11 protein-coding genes are annotated in these 13,607 nt (G+C 61.1%); 3 read left to right on the forward strand and 8 right to left on the reverse strand.

All coding sequences use genetic code 11. The features are described 5' to 3' along the window. Positions 1–154 precede the first annotated feature (154 nt). On the reverse strand, positions 155–922 hold the full coding sequence (locus tag HALLA_RS15910; RefSeq protein ID WP_049954465.1) for an IclR family transcriptional regulator: 768 nt from the start codon (positions 920–922) through the stop codon (positions 155–157). A gap of 424 nt (positions 923–1,346) precedes the next feature. On the opposite strand from HALLA_RS15910, the gene HALLA_RS15915 reads away from it, so the two are divergent. Beyond that, on the forward strand, positions 1,347–2,729 hold the full coding sequence (locus tag HALLA_RS15915) for a CoA-binding protein (RefSeq protein WP_049954466.1): 1,383 nt from the start codon (positions 1,347–1,349) through the stop codon (positions 2,727–2,729). Beyond that, positions 2,722–3,432 (forward strand): acetate--CoA ligase family protein, encoded by a 711-nt coding sequence (locus HALLA_RS15920; RefSeq protein WP_049954467.1) that lies wholly within the window; start codon positions 2,722–2,724, stop codon positions 3,430–3,432. The genes HALLA_RS15915 and HALLA_RS15920 overlap by 8 nt, the downstream gene beginning before the upstream one ends. A 108-nt stretch (positions 3,433–3,540) precedes the next feature. Here HALLA_RS15920 and HALLA_RS15925 read toward each other — a convergent pair whose 3' ends face one another. The 3 genes from HALLA_RS15925 to HALLA_RS15935 form a co-directional block, all read right to left on the reverse strand. Further along, positions 3,541–4,620, reverse strand: coding sequence for a cupin domain-containing protein (locus HALLA_RS15925; RefSeq protein ID WP_049954468.1), 1,080 nt, complete (start codon positions 4,618–4,620; stop codon positions 3,541–3,543). 178 nt (positions 4,621–4,798) lie between these two features. Beyond that, positions 4,799–4,981 carry a hypothetical protein gene (locus HALLA_RS15930; protein WP_049954469.1) on the reverse strand — a complete coding sequence of 61 codons (183 nt, stop codon included), beginning with the start codon at positions 4,979–4,981 and terminating at the stop codon, positions 4,799–4,801. A 123-nt stretch (positions 4,982–5,104) separates the two neighbouring features. Then, complete coding sequence (locus HALLA_RS15935; RefSeq protein ID WP_049954470.1) at positions 5,105–5,980, reverse strand: fumarylacetoacetate hydrolase family protein; 876 nt, start codon at positions 5,978–5,980, stop codon at positions 5,105–5,107. A gap of 784 nt (positions 5,981–6,764) precedes the next feature. Between HALLA_RS15935 and HALLA_RS15940 the strand changes: the two genes are divergently transcribed. Further along, positions 6,765–8,267: an aldehyde dehydrogenase family protein gene (locus HALLA_RS15940; protein ID WP_049954471.1), complete on the forward strand. Its 1,503-nt coding sequence runs from the start codon at positions 6,765–6,767 to the stop codon at positions 8,265–8,267. 186 nt (positions 8,268–8,453) lie between these two features. On the opposite strand, the gene HALLA_RS15945 is transcribed toward HALLA_RS15940, so the two are convergent. From HALLA_RS15945 to HALLA_RS15960, 4 genes are all read right to left on the reverse strand, one after another. Then, positions 8,454–9,824 carry a CoA-binding protein gene (locus HALLA_RS15945; protein WP_049954472.1) on the reverse strand — a complete coding sequence of 457 codons (1,371 nt, stop codon included), beginning with the start codon at positions 9,822–9,824 and terminating at the stop codon, positions 8,454–8,456. A 491-nt stretch (positions 9,825–10,315) separates the two neighbouring features. Continuing rightward, on the reverse strand, positions 10,316–11,272 hold the full coding sequence (locus tag HALLA_RS15950; RefSeq protein ID WP_049954473.1) for a carbohydrate kinase family protein: 957 nt from the start codon (positions 11,270–11,272) through the stop codon (positions 10,316–10,318). A gap of 72 nt (positions 11,273–11,344) precedes the next feature. Beyond that, positions 11,345–12,445, reverse strand: a complete 1,101-nt coding sequence (locus HALLA_RS15955; RefSeq protein WP_049954474.1) for a Gfo/Idh/MocA family protein — start codon at positions 12,443–12,445, stop codon at positions 11,345–11,347. Positions 12,446–12,587: 142 nt separating this feature from the next. Next, positions 12,588–13,556 (reverse strand): sugar phosphate isomerase/epimerase family protein, encoded by a 969-nt coding sequence (locus HALLA_RS15960; protein WP_049954475.1) that lies wholly within the window; start codon positions 13,554–13,556, stop codon positions 12,588–12,590. Between the last annotated feature and the right edge of the window lie 51 nt (positions 13,557–13,607).

The following is a 13,607-nucleotide window of genomic DNA, read 5'->3' on the forward strand; positions in this document are numbered from 1 at the left end:
CCACTTTCCATCCATATTAATAATTTTCGTCCCTCATCGTCGGAGCGGGTCAGGGAGAGGACGGGTACGCCGACGCGATGGCCAGATAGTACGAGAGCGACGATCTCTAACGCGACCGCCCGAGTAGTCTCGAACACAACCGCTACGGTTGTCGTTAATCGTACGCGAGTCGAAGTTCGACGTCGTTGACCGCTTCCAACAGGGGATCCCGAAGGTGAGTCGCACAGTACTCCTCGGTCAGTCGGCTCGCCGCGCCGGCGATCGTGATCGCTCCGATCGGGGTTCCGTCGAGAATAATGGGCGCGGCGATCGCGTGGACGCCTTTGAAATCCTCTTTCTTGTTCCACGCGATACCGGTTTCGCGGATCTCCTCGAGGGTCGCCTCGAGCTCCTCGCGGTCCGTAATCGTGTTTTCGGTGTGGCTCGGAAGGTCGCGTTCGACGGTGAGTTCGTGGACGACATCCTCGGGTAAATGCGCCAGAATCGCTTTCCCACCGGACGTGGAGTGAAGATGTTTCCACTGACCGACCACGGCATGACTGTTGAACGTATTGTTGTTCACCGATCCGTGGAGGAACATGAGCCGACCGTTCTCGTGGACGACCAGCCACACCGCCTCTGAGGTTTCCGAGGCGAGCATGTCGACGCGGTTTTTGGCGGCGTGAAACACGTCGTACTGGTTTCGCACGTCGATGCCGTCGCTGAAAAACTGTAATCCGAGCCGGTACGTGCCGTTCTCGTTGACGACGTATCCGTGTTGCTCGAGCGCTGTGAGGTGCTTGTGGACGGTGCTTTTCGCGAGGTCTACCGACCGAGCGATTTCCGTAACGCCGGCGCGTTCTCGCTCCTTGATGGCTTCGACGATAGCGAACAGCGTCTCGTCCGATTTGACCGATTGGCTGTCTGAACCCCCTGTAGTCATTGACAGGTGGTTGATCGGGCGCTCTAATGAAAGTTGGTCATGCACCGCCGGGGTACGGCCGCTCGCACGGTGACTCGTCGTCCCCTCGCTACTGTCGGCTAACGTCCACCGTATCACTGCACGTCGTCGGCCGACCACGAAACGCGACCCGATCTTCGGGAGAAGATGAATGATAAATTATCGACTGTAAATCCGAATGACCGGAAAAGAGTAAATCAAGTATCGCAAGCTGACACCACTGTATCCGGGGAAAAGACATGCAAATAATATAAAATTATATATGATATTATCTACCAGGAACACCCTACATTGGGTGAACCTAGTAGTGTGTCAGTCCCCGCTCGAGACGTATCAGTTTCGGTGATGGAGTAGTGATTCGAAATTTGATGAAAAATACTATGCTACGGCCTCTACAAATCAGTTTATGGCCTTAGATAGCTTGTTCGATCCCGACGGCATCGCCGTCGTCGGTGCCTCCGCAACGGTGGGGAAGATCGGGTACGAAGCGATGCAAAACGCCGTCACCTACGACGCGCCAGTGTACCCGGTCAACCCGTCTGGCTCCGGAACCGTGTTCGACCGCGAGTTCGTTCCATCGGTCACGGAGATAGACGACGACGTTGATCTCGTCTTATCCTGCGTCCCGGGCCCGGTCGTTCCGGACGTCATCGACGAGTGTGGCGAGGCCGGTATCGGCGCGGCGGTCATCTTCTCCGGTGGATTCGCGGAGGCCGGCGAGGACGGCGAGCAACTACAGAATCGACTCGTCGAGGCCGCAGACGACGGCGACGTACATCTCCTCGGCCCGAACACGAGCGGATTCTTGCGACCGGGCGAGAATCTACACGCAACGTTCGCGACTGGAACTGAAGACATTCCGGCCGGGAACGTCGCAATCGTCGCCCAGAGCGGCGGTATCGCCTTTGCCACGGCGTTCCAAGCGGAAAACGAAGGCTGGGGAGTATCCGCGATGGTCGGGCTCGGCAACGCCGCGAACGTCGGCTTTCAGGAGGTTGTCGAATACTTCGACGGAGACGACGGGACCGACGCCATCGTGTTACACGTCGAGGGGACCGACGACGCTCGAGGCCTCCTCGAGACCTGTCGGTCGGCGTCGACACCCGTCGTCGCCTACAACGTGGGCGAGCAAGACGTCGGCGACTTCGCCGAGTCCCATACCGGATCGCTCACCGGCGATCACAAACTGTACGAGGCGGGGTTCGCACAGTACGGCGTTCCGACGGTGCGGTCGGTCGCCGAACTCGTCGACGCCGGGACGGCACTCGCCGATTGTCCTCGGCCATCTGGGCCGAACGTCGGCGTCGTGACGGCCCAAGCGGGGCCGGGAATCGCGATTACGGACCGATTGAAAGCCGCGGGGGCGACGCTGCCCTCCCTGTCCGAGGAGACGCAGACGGTCGTCGAAGACATTCTCCCCGGGATTACCTTCTCGGAAAATCCCGTCGATACGGGTCGCCCGATGCCCGAGTTCGGCGAGGTCGTCGAGGCGGTGGCCCGCGACGAAAACGTCGATATCGTGCTGGTCTACGAACTGTTCGAGGAAGGGCTCGGTTTCCCGACGGAGACCCTCGAGGGACTTCCGGAAGCGACCGGCAAACCGATCGTGTTCGCAACCGGTGGGGCACGAAGCGCGCTCGAGCCGGAACTCGAGGCGATGAGCGAGTGTGGAATTCCGACCTACACGACGCCGGAACGGGGGGCTGACGCGGCCACGGCGCTCGTCCAGTACGCGAGGCGCAATCCGAAGCCGGCAGCGGGGGCAGGCGAGGTGAGCGACGATGAGTGATCCGCTCGAAGCGGCGACGGTAGCGGGACGAACGGCGCTCACCGAATCGGAAGCGAAGGAGGTGCTTTCGGCACGCGGTGTCTCCGTGCCAGATGGCGAGACCGCCCAGACACCAGAGGCGGCAGTCGACGCCGCAGGCCGACTCGGATATCCCGTCGTCGTGAAAATCGAATCACCGAGCGTCCAGCACAAAAGCGACTGGGGCGACGGTATCGGCGTCGCCCTCGGCCTCCGAGACGACGAGGCGGTCGCCGACGCCGCACGCGAGATTCTCGAGACGGCCGAGGAGCAAGGGATAGACGCCGCAGTCCGGGTCGAGTCAGCACTCGAGGTCGACGACGGCATCGAGGTCATCGTCGGCGGAACGCGAGATCCGTCGTTCGGCCCGACCGTCCTGGTCGGACTGGGCGGGGTCGCCGTCGAAGTCCTGCAGGATACGAGCCACCGACTCGCGCCGGTGACGAGCGAAGAAGCCCTGGCGATGACCTACGAACTCGAGACATCGGACCTGCTGGATGGCTATCGCGGCGAACCGGCCGTCGACCGGGAGGCAATCGCGGACGCGATACAGACCGTCGGCGAGTTCCTCGTCGAGGAGCCTGCGGTCTCGGAAGTGGAGGTCAACCCGCTTCTCGCGCGATCTGACGACGCACTCGCGCTCGATGCGCTCATCGCGTTGTCGCCTGACGCCCGGAGCGATTGACCGAACCGGGGCTCAGACGGTAGCGGTTACTACGGAAATTTCGGAACGACCAGTTCGAAACGGCGTGTCGAAAACACAGCCGAGCGGCGAGAAAACGACTCGAGCGGTTCAGGCCTCGGCTTCAGTGTAGAAGTTGAACGCCTCGTACACCGGCCGATCCGACATGCCGAGCAGGATCGCTTCGTCGTCCGGTTCGTGGTGGTGTGGCGTTCCCGGCGGGACGACGAAGATGTCGCGTTCGCCCCACTCGAGGGCTTCGCCGTCGACGTGAGTCGCGCCCTCGCCCTCGATGACGAAGAAGACCTCCGTCGCGTTGTGGAAGTGAGCGTCCGTCGGCCCCTCGTTGAGCAGTTGCGAGCGGAACGACATCGTCGGAAACAGCGGCGGCGAGCCCGTGTTCGGGTTGACATACGCCATGCTGTATCCGTCGTACGGGTCGGGCGTGTCGTTATCAGCCCGTTGGCGCAACGTTTCGTCGGTCTCGCGCCACTTGAACCGATACGGCGGCGTCGGCTCTCGGTTGCCCTCGAACGGCCCCGGGATGGAGCTATCTTTCGCCTCGTCGGCGGGACGAGCCCGACCGTACTGAGAATCCCAGTACCCCTGCGTCTTGGTGACCGGCTGACGGTCGAGTTCGTGATTTTCGAAGACGTTCGTGGAGTTCAGCGAATCGAGAATCAACGGCAGATCGAGCACGTCGAGCCACGTCGCGGTTTCGTCGGAGTCGTTGACGTGGTCGTGCCACTCCCACTGTGGCGTCGTGATCAGGTCGTTGTCGTGCATCGGGAACTCCTCGCCCGCGACGACCGTCTTCATCTCCTCGTGCCCGTCGATCGTAAACCGCAACGCGTTCGCACCGTGGCGGTGTGCGGGGGCGTTTTCGCCCGGCGAAACCGTCTGGACGCCGACGTAAATCGTGTTCGAAATCGCATTTTCCATCCCGGTGTTGATCGGGACCGTCACGCGTCGCTGGAACCCCGGCGGCAGGTCGTCGATCGGAATGTCGTTCTCGATGTTGTCGATCGCGGTCTGGATGTCTTCCCACTTCCAGATGTCCGGCTCGAGATCGTCGTATACGTTGCCCATCGTATCTTCGACCTCCCAGAGTGGCCGAAGGTTCTGTGCCTCGAGATGACTCCGAGTGCTGGAGCTTAGCTCTACTTGTTCTTCGGGCTCTTGCTGTGCCATACTAGCGTGTTGCACAAGTATCACCATAAGTGTGTTGGAGCCCCGAACGAAAACGCCGGGACAGCGCCGTCATGGGCGTTCGATCGGAGAGATTACCATCGCTAACACACAGTTTCGGACGGCGTAATCGGCGCTACTCGAGTGGTCGACTATCGGACAAAACGGTCAACCGCCCCCATCAGGAGTCGGCGGCAACCTGTTCGTCGAACACGTCCTGAGTGGGGAACACCTCGCGACAGTCCTCACAGACCATCTGTCGCTGGATCGCGTACTCCCAGAGTTTGCCGCCACAGTCCAGACAATCGAAGTGCGCTTCGACGAACGGATCGTTTTCGGCGTACGGGTTCTCGAACTCTGCCATGGGTAACAGTAACGGAACCAGTCCATAAGAGTATTGCCCATCGGAGTATCGCGAAACGAAGCGTTCGAAAGCGGGCGAAAAGCGGTTCGAAAACGACTCGAGACCGTCCCGTCTCGTCCTCGATTACTGGCCGCCCTTCTCGACGTTGACGTCGGCGAAGCGAGCGTCGCGTTCGGTCACGTCGACGGTCATCGATCCGACGTTCTCGATTTCGGCGTCGATCGTGTCGCCGTCCGCGAGCGAACTCACGCCTTCGGGCGTCCCGGTCGTGATGACGTCGCCCGCCGAGATCGTCGCGCCGAGGGAGGCGTATTCGACGATGTCCGCGCACGTGTAGACCATGTCGTTGGTGTTGTCGTCCTGGCGGGTCTCGCCGTTGAGCTGGAGTTCCATGTCGAGGTTCTGTGGCTCTGCAACCTCGTCCGGCGTCGCGACGCACGGGCCGATGATGGTGAACGTGTCGTAGGACTTCCGATTCGAGCGATCCTGATCGCCGCGAACGGAGATATCGAGCAAGATCGTGTACCCGAAGATGTGGTCCCACGCCTCGTCGGCGTCGACGTCTTTCACGTCCGAGCCCATGATGAACGCCAGTTCGATTTCGTGGTCGACGCGGCGGTCCGAGAACGGCAGCTCGATGCCGTCGTCGGGACCGGCGATGCTCGAGGGAGCTTTGAGGAAGTAGCCCTTGTCTTCGATCGAGAACCACTCGTCGGTGGTGATATCCTTGTCGCTGATGGCCTCCTCGATGTGGTTTTCGTAGTTCAGCGGCGCGGCGATGACTTTCTTCGGGTGCTCGACCGGCGATTCGACGTGTACGTCCTCGACGGCGTGGTCAGCATCCTCGTCCGCGTACTGGATCGCATCGTAATCGCCTTCGATGTATTCGATCAGCGGGTCCTCGGACTCGAGGCCGAGCCGGTCGGTCAGGTCGACGATGCCGGTCTGGTCGTCAGTGAGTACTCCGAGTCGGTCGCTATCGTATCGGACGAAGTGCATACCTACAAGTCCACGCATGGCGTTATAAAACATCCCATTTGTGGACGCTTGTAGCCGAGAATGCCAGTGGCTACTAGAGGTGAGTATTCCGAGTCGATACCGACCGATCGATACAGGACGTTCGTTGTCAGGAAACGGTATTTGATCGATAGACGGCCATACATTACAAACATAAGACTGTAATTAGATGGGGTAGAGAAAGCCGACACGTGGTGCTGGCGCATCTACTGGAAGTGAAAGGGTGGTTCGCTCACAGAGAACGGGGCAACACGATGATTTTCTCGGTGTTTCTATGGGCATACTTACCGAAACCAGGACGGTTGCGGTCACCTCGAGGTGATTCGGAGACCGGTGTCGAGACCGTCATAGCGTGAACCGTCTCGACCTGCTCTGCCTGTAGAAAAACAAGATGTGCGATACAGCTAGTTTGAAACAGTTGTTACAAACGTTTGTTTGTACTAGATATAATAGAACGATAGCCTGGCGAACATGGAATCTCACGGGTATCAGGTCACTTACCGCGTGCAAATGGAATAGGGAAGAACGATATCGGCGATACTGTGTGCAAACCGCGCATAATCGAGTTACACGGTGCGCTAAATAGGGTTGGAATTTAATGTAGGTTTCGGTACGATTCCACGGATTTCTGATCGATCTGAGACGAACATGCGCACCGACTTCGATAATTCTCATCGTCAAGGACCCCGAAGCTTGCTTTTGATTCGGGAAGATAATCACGCCGAACGCCCCAAAGATTGATTACCTTCTCGACAAATTACTCGGTATGGCTCAACAGAGTCAATCACTATACAGTATCGAGGGGGATTGGGAGGAACTCTATATAAACGGGGAGTGGACCGACGCCGCAAGCGGGGAAACGATCACCGTCGAAGACCCGTCAACACGCGAGGCGATTGCTGAGGTCCCCAGTGGATCATCTGCAGACGTCGACGCCGCCTACGAGGCTGCCGCCGACGCACAGGACGAATGGGCGGCGACGCCGCCGGCCGAGCGAGAAGCGCTCGTACAGGGACTACTCGAGGCACTCGAGAGTCACAGCGACGAGATAATCGAATTGCTGAGCAAGGAAGCAGGAGGATCGGCCGTCATGGGTGGGACGTCCGTACACCTCGCCGAGGATCAGGTAGGTGAGGCGGCGACGCTTCCGCGGCGAATGAAAGGCGAGCACGCACACTCGAACATCCCGGGCAAGGAAAACATCGTCGAGCGCGAACCCAAGGGAGTCGTCACGGTGATTTCGCCGTGGAATTTCCCGCTGAACCTGTCGATGCGAGCGGTCGCACCAGCAGTCGCCGCGGGAAACACCGTCGTCCTCAAGCCGTCGACCAACACGCCGATCGCCGGGGGACTGCTCTTCGGTCGGCTGTTCGAGGAGGCCGGCTTCCCGGACGGCGTGCTCAACGTGGTCACCGGCCGCGGCTCCGAAATCGGTGACGACGTCGCAAGCCACCCCGAAAGCGATGTCGTCGCGTTCACGGGTTCGACGCCGGTCGGACGTGGCGTCGCGGCCGCTGCCGGCGAAAACCTCGCGGTCGCCGCGATGGAACTCGGCGGAAACAACGCACACATCGTCACCGCCGAGGCCGACCTCGACATGGCCATCGACGCCGCCACGTTCGGTAGCTTCGTCCACCAGGGGCAGGTCTGTATCTCGATCAACCGACACCTCGTCCACGAAGATGTCTACGACGAGTACGTCGAGCGACTGACCGACCGAGCCGAATCGCTCCCGGCCGGGTCGGCTCACGACCCCGACACGATCGTCGGCCCGATTATCGACGAGTCTCAGCGAGACGAGATGCTCGAGTACGTTGAGGAGACCATCGAAGCCGGCGCGACCCTCGAGACCGGCGGCGAGACGGTCGACATCGACGGCGTCGACGACAGTCTCGTCGTCGCGCCGACGGTGCTCTCGGACGTGACAAACGACATGTCCGCCGCCTGCTTCGAGCACTTCGGTCCGATCGCACCCGTGATCCCGTTCTCGGATATCGACGAGGCGGTCGAACTGGCCAACAGTACGGAGTACGGGCTTTCGGGCTCCGTCCACGCGGGCGACGTCGGTACCGGCATGGAGATCGCTCGACGGATGGAAACCGGCATGGTCCACGTCAACGACCAGCCGATCAACGACGAAGCGCACGTGCCGTTCAGCGGAACGGGCGCATCGGGCATGGGCGGGTACAACACCGATGACTTCCTCGCGGAGGTCACCGAGAAGAAGTGGATCTCCCTCCAGCACGACGCTCGAGAGTACCCCTTCTAACACGGCCGAAACCCCTTTTAACACGACCTAACGCGATTTTCGCGGTTCGGATAACGTATCATCGGATCGGTTTTCGAAGGTGAACGTACAACAACCGAACGTGCCGGTAATCCGACTGCCGTACGCAGAAACGGACGTGAGTTCTCGAGAAGGTTCACGGTCAACGATACGCGTTCGAACGCCGGACTACGGGGAGGGCGCGACTGACCGATCCGTCTCTTCTTGCTCCGTCGAAATCGAGTCGACGAGCGCGGCCACGGCATCAGCGCCGCGTTTGGGCGACTGGAACGTCGGAACGCCGATGGCTTCCATCGCTCGGCGCTCTTCCTCGAGCGCGTGGTTCGGCCCGGCGATGGTGAAAAGCACCGGTTTGTCGATATCGTCGGTCAGCGACTCGAGTCCCTCGACGGGGTAGCCCAACGAGTCCTCGTAGATCTCGTAGACGATGACGATGTCGACGTTTTCGTCTCGAGCGACCGTGTCGATGACCTCGCCGAACTCGGGCATCGGCCGTCCCGTGTCGACGGGGTTTTCGGTGTAGGTGATACCTTGTAGGAGGTCGTCGACGGTCTCCTGCGTGTCGTCGGCGAGGTCTGGGAACTCGATGCCCTTCTGTTTGAGGGCGTCGGCGACGATGATTCCGGGACCCGCTTGGGCCGTCACGACGCCGACGTTCTGCCCGTCGGGAACCGGCGAGTCCGCGAGCGCGCGACTCGCGTCGATGAGTTCCGTGAGCGAGGAAACCATCGTCACGCCGCGGGTCGCCAGCGCTTGCTCGTACTGTCGGTTGTCCTGATCGGGTGCAGCGGTGTGAGACTGGACGAAATCACTCACGTCCGATTCGCCAACCTTGAACGCGACGATGGGCGTCTCGGCGTTCTCGCAGGCCTCGAGGAAGCCCTCGAAGTCGTCGGTCCCCTCGATGTGGAGCGCGATGGCGTCGGTGTTCGGATCCGCATCCAATTCGGGAATCAGTTCCGCGAAGCCGGTGTTCGCGCGGTTGCCGAGCCCGAACATCGCGGAGACGCCGTATCCTTCGCGCTCGAGTTGGAACGACGCCGTCACGCCGACGCCGCCGCTCTGTGCGAGAACCCCGACGTTGCCGGATTCGACCTCCCGAATTCGGGGGACGAACGAGCCGTAGAGATCGAGATCTGGGAGGATGTACCCGGCCGTGTTAGGACCGAGCAGCGTGATATCGTGCTCGTCGGCAAGGTCAGTGATCGTCCGCTCTAGGCGCTCGCCATCGGCGTCGACCTCGGCGAACCCGCCCGCGAAGATGACCGCCGCGCCGACGCCCGCCTCGCCACACTCCTCTATGACCTCCGGGAGTACCGGACCCGGCACGCAACACAGCGCGAGGTCGGCTTCGACATCGTGTACCGAGTCGACGAATTCGTAGCCGTAGACGGTGCCGGAACTCGAGGGGTTGACAGGATACACGTCGCCGTCGTAGGATTCGATGTTCGTCATGGCGTCGTTGCCGAGCTTGCCGGGCGTTTTCGACGCGCCGATGACGGCGATTCCGTCGGGGTCGAAGAGATGAGAGAGGGTCATATGAGAGTATTATCGAAGATTGTAATATGTATTTGGATGTTGCTTACCATCAGGAGATTATGTTTGATATTGTGTTCCAAAATCCCCTTTGAAGAGGAGATCTGCACCCGTAGCTTGCGAAGCCTCGAGCCAAATGGAGTGGGAACGAAAGAGCGTAAGAATAGTACCAATAATACAATATTGTGCCGCAATTTCTATTATTCCATAATTTGAGGCATACTATATTCAGATAGAATATAAATATCCGATTAGGTGAATGTTCGTATGGGTTATCAGCCATTATATACGGTAGACATATATTAGTAAATGCCCATAAGATATCCCACCGTGCTGAGAGTACGTTTCTCGTACAGGATATAGTTCGATAAACATTAGTTTTCTGTATTATTGTGATTTTTGCGCAATATAGATGACGGCAAATCGAGATCCGCCACGACCACACTTTCTGTGGCTGCCAACGACGAGCGAACGAGAACTCAAGAGCCGTCGAACTAAGGCGTTTCACCGACGATCGATTCGACGGCCTCGAGATCCGGCAGCGCCGTCATCGCACCGGTCGCCGTCGTCGTCGTGGCTGCAACGGCGTTGGCGAACGCGAGCGTGTCCTCGAGTTCGCGCCCGTCGTTCAACCCGGCGATTGCGCCGGCGACGAACGCATCTCCGGCACCCGTCGTGTCGACGACGTCGACCTCGTAGCCGGGATGGCTCGCGGTTCCCGCCCACGGCGCGTCGTCAGCGGCGACCCCGACGGCACCATCGGCTCCCTCCGTGAGCAAGACCGTATGGGGGCCCGCCTCGAGCGCATCTCGAGCGAGCGCGTCCGCGGACGACCCGTCGAAGCCGAGTAACTCGAGTTCGTTTCGTGTCGCTTTCAACACGTCGACTTCACCGAGCGCGTCTCGAGTAACGCGTCTGAGCGTGTCGACGTCCGGCCAGAGTTCCAGTCTCGCGTTGGGATCGAACGAGACGGTACAGCCGGCGTCGGTCGCGCGGTCGAGCAGGTCGACCATCGCGCCTCGAGCGGAGCCACTCGAGAGCGCGACGCCGCCGGCATGCACCCAAGCCGCCGACTCGAGCGTCGAATCTGTCACGGTTCCCGGTTCGAATCGCGTATCCGCGGTGTTCTCGCGGTAGAACGAGAAGGACCGATCGCCGGTCTCGTCGTGCGTGACGAACGCGAGGGTCGTCTTCGCGTCCGGGTCGCGCTCGATCAGGTCGTCCGGGAGTCCGTGGCTCTCGAGCGTTGCGCCGAGATAGTCGCCGAACGGATCCCGGGCGAGACGAGTCCAGAACAGCGGCGACTCCCCCAGACGGGAGAGGCCGACCGCGACGTTCGCGGGCGCGCCGCCCGCTCTGCGTTCGAACCCCTCAACGGTCGTCAGCGGACCAGATCGCTCGGGGAGAAAGTCGATGAGCGTCTCGCCGGCGACGACCACCTCGGGTGCCATAGTACCAGTTCACGCGACGGTGAGTAATGCGTTTCGGAGCGAAATTGGATGGGAGCCGGCTACGAACCTCCCTTACTCGAGATCGACCCACTCGCCGCGCTCGTCGCTGTCTTCGATAGCTGCGAGCACGCGCTGGGCCGACAGTCCGGCTTCGAAACTGGGTTCGTACTCCCCGCCCGCCTCGACCGCCGAGAGGAACTCGTAGTTCTCGTGGACGAAGGTGTGTTCCCAGCCGAGGACGTGACCCGGCGGCCACCAGTGGTCGAGGTACGGATCGTCCTCGTCGGTCACCAGAACTGTCTCGTAGCCGCGATTACCCTCGAGACAGACCTCGAGTTCGTTCAGGCGCTCGAGCGAGAAGCGCAGCCCCCCATCCGAGCCCTCGATCTCGATCGTGTGATCGTTCTTGTGTCCCGTCGCGTACCGGGTCGCCTCGAGCGTACCCATCGCGCCGCCCTCGAACTCGGCTTGCGCGGAGTAGGCGTCGTCGACGGTGACCGGACGGGTTTCATCGCTTCCTTCCACCGGGCGCTCGTCGACAAACGTACGGAGGTGGCCGCTCAGGCGAGTGATATCGCCGACGAGGAACTGCAGCAGGTCGACGGTGTGGGCACCGAGGTCGCCCAGCGCGCCCGAACCGGCCATCTCCTCGTCGTTGCGCCAGGACCACGGCGCGTCGGCATCGACGAGCCAATCCTGTAGATAGCGACCGCGAACGTGGCGTATCTCGCCGAGTTCGCCGGCCTCGAGCAGTTCGTTGGCGTACTGGATCGCTGGGACGAACCGGTAGTTAAAGGCACAGCCCGCGGGAACGTCCGCGTCTCGGGCGGCGTCGGCCATCGCTTCGGCCTCATCGAGCGTCGGCGCGAGCGGTTTCTCGCAGAAGACGGCCGTTCCGGCCTCGAGCGCCGCGATCGATGGCTCGGGATGGACGTGGTTCGGCCCGAGGTTGTAGAAGACGTCGACCTCGTCGATGACCTCCTCCCAGTCGGTCGAAATTGCATCGAACCCGAGTTGGTCGGCCGCGTCGGAGAGCGCGGATTCGTCACGCCCGACGAGAACGCTCCGTTCGATATCCGGCGCGTCGGGGAAAAACATCGGGAGGCGTGCGAGCGCGTTCGCGTGGGCTTTACCCATGAACCGATAGCCGAGGACGCCGACGTCGAGTGTCATATATCGGTATTAACAATAGACGTAATTAATGTTTTCCCCGCACAGGCAGCGCCGAGATCGTTCGATAGCTTGGCGGTGGTCGTCAGCTGAAGTGTCGGACACCGTTTTCCGAAAACGATCCCAGTAGGCCCGGAATACGCCGCTACTCGGCCCAGTAGGCTTCGCCCGGCTGCTCCCTGAAGATCGCTCGCTCGAGAAACGACACCGCTTTCTCGAGTCCTTCACGCGAACTGGTCAGCGAGTCCTCGTGTTCGATGCTCATCGTGCCGTCGTAGCCGACCATCCGTAGCGTCGAGACGATGTCCTTCCAGTGGGTTTCGTCGTGGCCGTAGCCGACCGACCGGAAGAGCCACGAGCGGTTCTCCTCGTCGTCGTAGGCCGTCGTGTCGAGGACTCCTTTCTCGCGGGCCTGTTGCTCGTAGATCCGCGTGTCTTTCGCGTGCACGTGATGGATGGCGTCGCGGTCGCCGAGGTATCGAATCGCGTCCGCGATCTCGATCCCCTGCCAGTAGAGATGGGAGGGATCGAAGTTGGCCCCGATCCGGTCGTTGGTCGCGTCGCGAAGCCGCGCCATCCCGTGGGGTTCGTACACCAGCATGTTCGGGTGCATCTCGATGGCCACGTCGACGCCGTGATCGTCCGCAAATTCGGCGAGATCCCGCCAGTACTCGAGGGCGACCTCCCACTGGTACTCGTGGGCGTCGGCGTGTTCGGAGGGCCACGGCGCGGTAATCCAGTTGGGCACCTCGTCGTCCGGCCCGCCGGCGGGAAGCCCGGAGAAGCCGGTGACGGTGTTCACCTCGAGTTGTGAGGCGAGACGGATCGCTTCGCGGAGTTCCATATCGGCACGGTCCCCGGTTTCCTCGTCTGGATGGAGCGGGTTGTTGTGGACCGCGAGGGCGCTGATCTCCATGTCGTAGGTCTCGAGTAGCTCCCGTACCTCCGCCTGCCGGTCGTCGTCGTCGAGGTGTGCCGACCGGTCGAGGTGGTGGTCGCCGGGATAGCCGCCGACGCCGGGTTCGATCGCGTCGACGCCGAGGTCGTCGAGATACGCGAGCGCATCCTCGAGCGATTCGTCTGCGAGCGGCGGTGTGTGGACGCCAATTTGCATACACCGCGTCAGTCGCGGCCCGATAAAATAAATGGTGGTGTTAGTTACCAC

This window comes from Halostagnicola larsenii XH-48 (assembly GCF_000517625.1).
GTDB classification, from domain to species: domain Archaea; phylum Halobacteriota; class Halobacteria; order Halobacteriales; family Natrialbaceae; genus Halostagnicola; species Halostagnicola larsenii.

Coding starts and splice junctions, on each gene's coding strand:
- HALLA_RS15910 (WP_049954465.1), bottom strand. CDS start 922: ATGACTACAGGGGGTTCAGACAGCCAATCGGTCAAATCGGACGAGACG.
- HALLA_RS15915 (WP_049954466.1), top strand. CDS start 1,347: ATGGCCTTAGATAGCTTGTTCGATCCCGACGGCATCGCCGTCGTCGGT.
- HALLA_RS15920 (WP_049954467.1), top strand. CDS start 2,722: ATGAGTGATCCGCTCGAAGCGGCGACGGTAGCGGGACGAACGGCGCTC.
- HALLA_RS15925 (WP_049954468.1), bottom strand. CDS start 4,620: ATGGCACAGCAAGAGCCCGAAGAACAAGTAGAGCTAAGCTCCAGCACT.
- HALLA_RS15930 (WP_049954469.1), bottom strand. CDS start 4,981: ATGGCAGAGTTCGAGAACCCGTACGCCGAAAACGATCCGTTCGTCGAA.
- HALLA_RS15935 (WP_049954470.1), bottom strand. CDS start 5,980: ATGCACTTCGTCCGATACGATAGCGACCGACTCGGAGTACTCACTGAC.
- HALLA_RS15940 (WP_049954471.1), top strand. CDS start 6,765: ATGGCTCAACAGAGTCAATCACTATACAGTATCGAGGGGGATTGGGAG.
- HALLA_RS15945 (WP_049954472.1), bottom strand. CDS start 9,824: ATGACCCTCTCTCATCTCTTCGACCCCGACGGAATCGCCGTCATCGGC.
- HALLA_RS15950 (WP_049954473.1), bottom strand. CDS start 11,272: ATGGCACCCGAGGTGGTCGTCGCCGGCGAGACGCTCATCGACTTTCTC.
- HALLA_RS15955 (WP_049954474.1), bottom strand. CDS start 12,445: ATGACACTCGACGTCGGCGTCCTCGGCTATCGGTTCATGGGTAAAGCC.
- HALLA_RS15960 (WP_049954475.1), bottom strand. CDS start 13,556: ATGCAAATTGGCGTCCACACACCGCCGCTCGCAGACGAATCGCTCGAG.